Origin of the sequence: Sanguibacter suarezii NBRC 16159 (genome assembly GCF_001552735.1) — a bacterium.
GTDB lineage: Bacteria > Actinomycetota > Actinomycetes > Actinomycetales > Cellulomonadaceae > Sanguibacter > Sanguibacter suarezii.
Genome location: NZ_BCRT01000027.1, coordinates 1 through 6,559, shown reverse-complemented (window position 1 = coordinate 6,559; position 6,559 = coordinate 1). Strand labels below are relative to the sequence as shown.

The window sequence follows — 6,559 nt, the reverse complement described above, 5'->3', positions numbered from 1 at the left end:
AATGAGACAGATGAGGTCTGTGGCGAGATCGTGGACTTGCCGGGGCCGCGTTGTCATCTGGGCCACGCCTGGTCGAGGCCAAAGGTATTTTGCGCGGATGCGCGGCTACACCTTGCACCATCTCGGGCGCGTTGCGCATTCAGACAAGGGTGCTAGCAGACCATCATCCGCACTGGGGGCCCGACGGCACCGAATAGGGGCACGCGCCTGGGTGTCACGAAAGCCTGGAGCCCTCAACGGTCGAAGCGATCGTGTGACGACGTGACGAGCCTTAGACCGACGGCTGCTCGGAGATTCCCGCCAAGCAAAAATGACTCCGTCGAGGAAGCGATATCGTCACGAACCACCCTCTATAGACACAGAGCTCACAGATGGTGTAGGTTGATGAACCTGCTGGTCAGCGCCGCGCTGATCGGAGATACACAAGGAAGTGCATCAGTGAAGAAGACGTCAGTGCGTTTTGCGTTAGCAGCCGCCTTGGCCGCGACGTTGGGAATTGCTGGAATCGGTTCGGCGCAGGCGGCGACTGGATGCACCAAGGGGTTCGCCTGCCTCTGGGAGAATATCAACTACAACGCTTCTGGCACAGCAAAGGAGTGGGGCAACAGCGTCAACGCCGGAACCTACTCTCCCTTCAGCACGGTAACTGGATATCGCGATATCGCCTCGTCTGCCTGGGCCAATGGTGGGCAGTGCCGATACACGTACTGGTATGTCGATCCCAGCCAGAGCGGAGATTATTTCTATCTGAATAGCCAGACGGCGGTTGGCTCTGGTTACAAAGACTCATATCTTGGTGACGGCGCCGGATTTGGTCCTCATGCAACAAAGAACTTCAACGACAATATCAGCAGCTTCCAGTTCAGCGGATGTTGAGAGTTTTTCATGGTCGACGGGCGGGGAGGGCTGCTTTTATTGCTCTCCTCGCCCTTGGGCTGACCGGTTGCGGCGTGCAGGAGGAAGCGTTGAGCGCGCCTACTCGTTCACAGACCGACAGTGGCCTTAGTGTCTCACCTGGCTTGGACCGACAGTCCGGTGCAATTATCTTTCCTCACGAGAGATTCGGACTTAATCTAGAGGAGGAGAACATTCTTTCGGCGGCCTTGAGCTACTCGCTAAGCGCGTGCGTCGCCCCTAAGGGGATTCCATTCGCCCCTTACTCTGGGGGGTGGGACCCGATCTATGATGCGTCCAACTACTTCGGAGTGTGGACGACGACCATGGCAGAACGTTTCGCCTTCGTTAAACCTATGACTCAAGCCGATATGCGGGCTAATGGGGTGACGATCAATGGTGTCCCCGTCCCCGATTCGACCGAGCCGCCTCCCGCATGGAAGTCGAACGATCTCAGTACCGATGAGGCGCAGGCCGCAATTGATGAGTGCCTTGCCTTGCCTGAAAGTGCGCGGTTCGATTCCTTGCAATTTGCGCGGGGTCCTTGGGCGGCTGAGTTGGCCACCACCTCTGAGCTAGCTTCGCAGACTCAGGAGTGGAAAGATGCGCTGGGGGAATATCGTCAGTGTCTTATTGACAAAGGTATCGAGCCTGACCCTGACGACAAGCTCGCGGTGGTCGGGCAGGATAGCAGCACAATCGATGCGGAGCAGATCTCGCTGGCGCTCGAAGTTGTCGCTTGCAAAGATCAGGTGAAGCTTGTCGAGCGTCTTGCTGGTCAAATTGCCGCGTTCCAGGCCCCCATTATTGATGAGTATGCAACCGATCTGGTCGCCTACCGTGCCCAGCTTGATGAGGTTGTCGCCGAGGCTCGTGAGTACCTGGCCACCCAGGGAGTCTCCGAGTGAGGGATGCTTCACTTTCTGCGAGGCCCAGACGTTTCCTTGTGATCTGGGTGGTCATCTCGTGCGTTGTTGCACTTCTCGCCTTTGTGCTTGGTGGGCTGACCCGCTCTCCATGGGAAGGTGCTGTGGCCAACTCACAGGCGGACCCCGCGGTGACGGCGCTGGTAGGCACCCAGGAGTTCGCCGTCCCGGTCGCTACGGTGACCGGGACGGCTTCTGCCGGTGTGACGACGACCGTCGTGCCGGTCGCTGCGGCGGCTGGTCGCACGATCGTCACTGGCGTGATTGCTGGGCCGGGGTCGGTGCTGCGTCCTGGGCAGGTCCTTGCCGAGGTCTCCGGGCGGCCACTCATCGCGCTCAACCTGCCGTTCGACCTGTATCGAGACCTGGCTCCTGGCGACAGCGGCCCGGACGTGCGGGCGTTGCAGCAGGCGTTGATCGATACGGGGGTTCTCACCGGTCCGGTGGACGGACAGTTCGGGGCGCGCACGAGCGCCGCGATCCGGGCGTTGTACGCACAGAACTCGGTGACCGCGCCGCAGGCGTCGCCGGAGAAGACTGGTGCGCTCGACGAGGCGGTCGAGGCTCTGGCCGAGGCCAGGAAGCCGGCGCCGAGCGACGCGACGACAGCACCCGGGGGCGGTGCCGACCCTATTGCCCCTGATGACGGCGATGCTGCCGCGGTCAAGGCCACTGCCAAGGCTGCTGCCGACGCCGCAGCGGCCGCCAAGCTCATCAAGGACGCAGAGATCGCCGAACTCCAACGCGTGGTCGACGAAGCGCGCCTGGCGGCGGACACGCCGCTGCCCATGGCCGAGGTCATAACCGTCCCGGCGGACGGCGTCGACGTCCTCTCGGTCGAGCCTGTGGGTACCTCGTTGGGCGGCGAGGCGACGTCCGTGGCCACGCTGCGTCAAGGAAGCCTGTCGGTGACAGCACGCGTGGGAGTCAAGGATGCGGCGACCTTTCCCGTGGGGGCTGCCGTGACGGTGACGCTGAGCACGGGCGGGACGGGCATCGAGGGCACGATCACAGCAGTAGGCGACTTCCAGGGCGCCAGCGACACGGCCTCCCTCCCCGGCTCCGACGTCACGATCAGCTTTGCGCCCGAGGCCACAGGGCTGGAGGACGGCGCAACGGTCCTCGTCCGTCCGTCCGGGGCGAGCCAGACGCTCTCCGGGCTCGCTGTGCCGCTCGTCGCCGTGCGCACCGAGGGCGCGCAGACCCACGTTCTCGTGGTGGAAGGTCAGACGACGCGCAAGGTCGAGGTCGTCGTCGACATGAGCGCCGACGGGTTCGCGCTGGTGGCCAGCGACGAGCTGCACGACGGGGAGACCGTCCTGATCGCCGGGACACCATGAGCAACGTGCTCGCCGCACCAGGCCAGCCCCCGGTCCTTCACCTGTCCGAGGTGACGAAGACCTACCCGACCCGGCCGCCTGTCACGGCCCTGACGGGTGTGGACCTCACCGTGCACGCGGGAGAGCGGCTTGCCATCGTCGGGCGCTCGGGCTCGGGCAAGTCGACCCTGCTCAACATCGTCGGCCTGCTCGACGAGTGCACCTCGGGCCGGTACGAGCTAGCGGGCCAGGACACCTCGACGATGTCCGCCACTGCGCGCACCCATCTGCGGGCGCAGCGGCTGGGGTTCGTCTTCCAGGACTCCCACGTCCTGGGACACCGGACCGTCGCGGAGAACATCGGTCTCAAGCTGGCCATCACCCGCACGCCTCGACGGGCCCGGGCGGGTCAGATCGCCGAGGTCCTCGCCCGCGTCGGGCTCAGCCATCGTCGCGACGCGCTGGGCCGGCTGCTCTCGGGAGGCGAGCGGCAACGGGTGGCCATCGCTCGGGCGATCGTGTCCGACCCGGACATCCTGCTCGCCGACGAACCGACCGGGAACCTCGACGCCGACAACTCCGCCGCCGTCCTGGAGATCTTCGACGCACTAGCCCGCGGGGGCACCACGATCGTCGTCATCACCCACGACCTGCGGATCGCCCAGTGGGCCGATCGTGCGCTCACCCTCGACGGCGGCCGCCTGGTCGAAGGCCGCCCGTCATGAGTAGAACCCAGTCCTCCCGTGCCGTCGACCTCATCGACGACGTCGTCGTCGAGCTGTCCGCCCGCCGCAGCCGGACCGCGCTCATCGTCGCCGCCGTCGCACTCTCGACCGGCGCCCTGCTCGCCTCCCTCGGGATCTCCTCGACCGCAGCGCAGCAGATCGCCAGCTCTCTCGCCGCCTCCACCCTCGACCTGGTCACCGTCGAGGTCAATCCCGTCGAGACCAGTTCCGACGACGCCCAGACGGCCACCGGCGGCGCACCCGCGTCCTACTTCCCCGCCGACACCCAGGCCCGCGCGGAATCGGTCACCCTGGTCGAGGCCGCCGGTCTGAGCATCGCCGTCGACCGCAACGAGACAACGGCCGTGCGCCGGCCCGGCGACCCGCAAGAGATCCAGGTCCCCGTCCTCGGCGCCACCCCCGGATTCATGAACGCCAACGAGGCGGCCCAGCAATCCACCACCACCTGGCTGCTGGAGACCGACCAGCACGTCGTCCTCCTGGGAACCTCCGCCGCCGCCGAACTGTCCATCCCCATCAGCCCCAACCCCACCGGCCATCAGATCCAGATCGGCCCCACGCTCTACCAGGTGATTGGCTTCATCGACTCAGGCCGGATCGACCTGGGCGCCTACGCCGTCATCCCCTACGGGCTGGCAGTGGACGCCATGCGCTCGGACGCGTCCTCCAGCCTGCTCGTGCGCACCGCACCAGGAGCCGGAGCCCCGGTCGCGGGCGTCATCCGCACCGCCATCCGCCCCGACCAGCCCGAGCGACTGGCCAACTCCCAGGTCACCAACCTCAGCGCGCTACGCCAGGGCGTCGACACCCAGCTCGGCCAGTTCGCCGCCTGGATCGGCGCCTTCCTCCTCGTGCTCACCTGCCTGCTCATCGCCAACTCCATGATCGTCTCCGTCGTGGCGCGCACCGCAGAGATCGGCCTACGACGAGCCCTGGGCGCCTCACGAGCCGCAGTCTCTGCCGTGTTCTGGGGTGAAGGCCTGGTCATCGGACTCGTCGGCGGCATCACCGGCAGCGCCGTCGGCGCCGTCGCCGTCGTGGCCGTCTCCACCGCCAACCAATGGACAGCCCACCTCGACCCCTGGACGTTCCTGTACGGCCCAGCCCTAGGAGGCCTCACCGGACTCCTAGCCTCGGCCTACCCGGCATGGAACGTCACCAGAATCAGCCCCGCCCTCGCCGTCCGCAGCGACTGACCTGCACGCGCCCTCCCGCCGCCCGAGGCCGACGCCGCAATCACCCGGAGACGGTCAGGTCCCAATCATGGGCGGCGCACCCGGCTCCAGCGGAACATCCCGCGCTCGGGAGCGGCGGTGGTGCTGGCTAAGTGGCAGAGGATCTGGATGCGCCCAGAGACACAAGGTCCGGGCGGGACGTTCACCGAAGACCTTCCCTCAAGCACAGTGACGGCGCAGTTCAGGGACCCTGTGGGCTCTCGAGCAGGGGATGCTCTTCAAGTTCGGCGTCGACAATGGCGTTGAGTTCATCGCTGGACGGCAAGGCCGCGCGGGCGTCCGCTGGCAGGCCGGAATATTCAGCGACCGCGATCGGCGCCGACGTCGAGGCGAGGGCGTAGCGCACGGTCGAGCCGTTCTTGCCCGTGCACAACAGGATCCCGACGGTGGGTGCGTGGATCTCGTCGTGGCGAAGCTGGTCGTCGACGATCGCGACGTAGGTACCAAGCTGGCCCAGGTGCGCAGGCTCGAAGTCCCCGACCTTAAGCTCGACCACGACGTAGCGCAGCTGCTCAAGATGAAAAAAGAGCATGTCCACGTAGAACTCGTCGACGCGCGAACTGGTTGTGTCGGGGACGGTCAGGCGGACCTGGCGCCCCACGAACGCCATGCCTCGACCGAGCTCGAGGAGGGTGTCTTGGAGTCGGTCCATGAGGGCTTGCTCGATGTCGCGTTCGTTCTGGTGCGCGACGAGCCCCAAGTGCTCGAACAGGTAGGGGTCTTTCACGAGCTGCTGGGCGAGCTCGGAGTCCGCGCCTTCCAGTACAGAAGTGAAGTTCGTCGGTGCGGCGCCCATGCTGGAGCGCAGGCCAGCCTTGATGTAGTGCTCGAGGACAGCTCGAGTCCACCCGCCCTCGGCGGCGCGTTCGGCGTACCAGTCGCGCTCGGCGCGGGTGTCGAGCCGGTCGAGAAGCACGGTGACGTGACCCCAGGGCAATCGTCCAACGGCCTGTTGGACGAACTCCGGCTCCGTGGGCCAGATCTCCGCGACCTTGCGCATGTAGAGCAGGTTGGTGCGTGACCAGCCGCGCTGGTCGGGGAACTCGCGACCCAGATCTGCGGCCAGTCGGGTGACGACCTTGCTGCCCCATCCAGCGCGCTCTTGGCGGTCGAGGATGTCGCGGCCCACCGACCAGTACAGGCGCAGCACCTGGGTATTCGCGGCACGAGCCGCGCGCACCTGCGTCGCGCGCACGCGGTCTTTGAGGTCAGCCAGGAGCTCTCGGTAACCGTCGGGTTCGAGCTCAGCGGAGGTCTTCATAGGTACCATCTTCCCCGCCTGGCGCCGCGTCTGCGGCAAGGTCCCGGGTGCGTGGCCGATGGCAGGGGCGCGTGCTGTCAAGCAGCAGGCGAATGCAGAGGTACTGCCATCCTGCAGACCGAGCTCTACCCCTTCCTCACGACCACAGGGTGTCAACAACGATTTTGGTCAGTAGGGT

At 65.8% G+C, this 6,559-nt stretch carries 6 protein-coding genes; 5 read left to right on the top strand and 1 reads right to left on the bottom strand.

The annotated features are described in order from the left end of the window. The first annotated feature begins 384 nt into the window (after nucleotides 1–384). The 5 genes from SS2_RS17540 (at nucleotide 385) to SS2_RS16810 (ending at nucleotide 5,081) form a co-directional block, all read left to right on the top strand. Nucleotides 385–876, top strand: a complete 492-nt coding sequence (locus tag SS2_RS17540; protein ID WP_157607421.1) for a hypothetical protein — start codon at nucleotides 385–387, stop codon at nucleotides 874–876. Nucleotides 877–1,220: 344 nt separating this feature from the next. Further along, nucleotides 1,221–1,802, top strand: a complete 582-nt coding sequence (locus tag SS2_RS17535; RefSeq protein WP_157607420.1) for a hypothetical protein — start codon at nucleotides 1,221–1,223, stop codon at nucleotides 1,800–1,802. 122 nt (nucleotides 1,803–1,924) lie between these two features. Further along, nucleotides 1,925–3,160 (top strand): peptidoglycan-binding protein, encoded by a 1,236-nt coding sequence (locus SS2_RS16820; protein ID WP_066466258.1) that lies wholly within the window; start codon nucleotides 1,925–1,927, stop codon nucleotides 3,158–3,160. Beyond that, the gene (locus SS2_RS16815) at nucleotides 3,157–3,864 is read left to right on the top strand and encodes an ABC transporter ATP-binding protein (protein ID WP_066466256.1); all 708 of its coding nucleotides are present in this window, start codon (nucleotides 3,157–3,159) and stop codon (nucleotides 3,862–3,864) included. The genes SS2_RS16820 and SS2_RS16815 overlap by 4 nt, the downstream gene beginning before the upstream one ends. After that, nucleotides 3,861–5,081 (top strand): ABC transporter permease, encoded by a 1,221-nt coding sequence (locus SS2_RS16810; protein WP_066466254.1) that lies wholly within the window; start codon nucleotides 3,861–3,863, stop codon nucleotides 5,079–5,081. Before SS2_RS16815 ends, SS2_RS16810 begins: the two co-directional genes overlap by 4 nt. 220 nt (nucleotides 5,082–5,301) lie before the next feature. On the opposite strand, the gene SS2_RS16805 is transcribed toward SS2_RS16810, so the two are convergent. Further along, entirely contained in the window at nucleotides 5,302–6,381 is a 1,080-nt protein-coding gene (locus SS2_RS16805; RefSeq protein WP_066466252.1) for a PDDEXK nuclease domain-containing protein, read from the bottom strand. Between the last annotated feature and the right edge of the window lie 178 nt (nucleotides 6,382–6,559).